2 protein-coding genes are annotated in these 1717 nt (G+C 63.4%); both read right to left on the bottom strand.

All coding sequences use genetic code 11. The annotated features are described in order from the left end of the window. On the bottom strand, window positions 1-572 hold a 572-nt coding region (locus EN879_RS34800; RefSeq protein WP_206521070.1), incomplete at its 3' end, for an aminopeptidase P family N-terminal domain-containing protein. Window positions 573-581: 9 nt separating this feature from the next. Then, the coding region (locus EN879_RS34795) for an aminomethyltransferase family protein (RefSeq protein ID WP_164774793.1) at window positions 582-1717 on the bottom strand (1136 nt) is incomplete at its 5' end.

Raw genomic sequence — 1717 nt, 5'->3', positions numbered from 1 at the left:
GGATTGATGTGGTCGACGGCGATGCGGCTGTTGCCGCTACCATATTCCCTGACCAAATCGGCTATTCCGGCGGCCCAACGGCGGACCTTTTGCTCGGTCAGCTCACCGCCATAGAGATACATCCACGACACCGCCGGCCGCACCTCGTTGACGACGCCGGAATGGTCGGACAGGTGCTCGCAGGAAAAATAATCGAACAGCACCACCGGGCCTTCAGTGGCGACAAAGCAATGCCGCGTCGGATTGTGCGCCACCCAAAGCTGCATGTTGGTGCTGTCGGTGGCGTAGCGGATGTTGACGGGGTCGTAGAGCAGGGCGCCGGCATAGCCGCGCCGCTTCAGCTCGGCGCGGATACGCTCCAGCCGGTATTTTCGCATCGCCGCCAGGTCGGGCGCGGCAATGCCTGCCGCCGCCCACTCAGCCTCGGCCTGCGGGCCATAGCCCAGCACATGCTGGTTGAGCGAACCCGCCTTCTGACGGGAGGCGTCGCGCAAAGCTTCGATCGAGCCCGGCTCGAACGGCATGATCTTGCGGTGGCGGCCAAAGCTGCCCTTCGGCCCCGCGCTGTCCATCGTCGAACCTCAGGTCCGCATCTTCTCGCCGCTCGGATCGAAGGGCGCTTCGACATTGATGCGGGCCGGGCGCCGTTGACCGAGGATCTCGATCTCGAACAGCCCGGCACTTTCGTCCTCGGCAAGCGCTGCGGGGATATAGCCCTGCGCCATCGACTTCTGCACATAATGCGCATAGCCGCCCGACGTGACCCAGCCGACCACGCGCCAGTCGCCGTCGACGATGCCGCGCACGGCGGATGCGCCTTCGGCAGCCTTGGAGCCACGTATTTCCTTGCCGCCCTTGTCGAAGCGCGGCGCGCCATAGCCATGCGGCTTTTCCACCGTGCCGTAGTCCTTGCTGACCTTGGCCCAGATCGGCTCGTCACCCATGACATCGGCGTCGGTGGCATCGACGATGAAGGAGACGCGGCGCAGCTTTGGCCCCTCGGCCTGTTCCTTGGCGGCGGCCTCGCGGCCGATGAAGTCATTCTTCTCGAGCTTGATGAAGCGGTCCATCGCGCCTTCGAACGGTCCATAGATCGGCCGCAACTCGCGGAACCAGGTCGGAAAGTTCTTTTCGAGGCGCATGGAGAGCAGAGCGCGCATGCCGAAATCGACAAGGCCGAATTCCTCGCCGGCGTCCTTGATCGCTTTGTAAACCAGGCGTTCGTAGGCCGGCGCCATCCAGATTTCATAGCCGAGGTCGCCGGTGTAGGTGATGCGGTTGACCATGCAAGGCGCCCCGCCAACAGCCATCTCGCGGAAATCCATGAAACGGAAGGCTTTTGTCGAGACGTCGACATCGACCAGTTTCTGCAGCAGGTCCCGTGATTTCGGCCCGGCGATCGACAGGCCGACCAGCGTCTGGTCGAAGCGGTGGATGCGCACCGTTCCGTCCTTCGGCAGGTGCTTCTCGAACCAGCGCATGTGGTATTTCTGCGCCGCCGAAGAGCCCCAGATCATGAAGCGGTCTTCTGCCGCCTTGGCGATGGTGAAGTCGCCGATCAGCTTGCCGAACTCGTTGAGCATCGGCGTCAGCACGATGCGGCGGGTCTTCGGCATGCGGTTGGTCATCAGCCGGTTGAGGAAATCCTCGGCCGCGGGTCCCGAGACTTCGTATTTGGCAAAATTGGCGATCTCGGTGACGCCGACGCGCTCACGCG

Source organism: Mesorhizobium sp. M7A.F.Ca.AU.002.02.1.1 (assembly GCF_003998535.1).
GTDB lineage: Bacteria > Pseudomonadota > Alphaproteobacteria > Rhizobiales > Rhizobiaceae > Mesorhizobium > Mesorhizobium ciceri.
The sequence above is the reverse complement of the archived record's forward strand: the minus strand, read 5'-3'. Positions and strand labels throughout refer to the sequence as shown.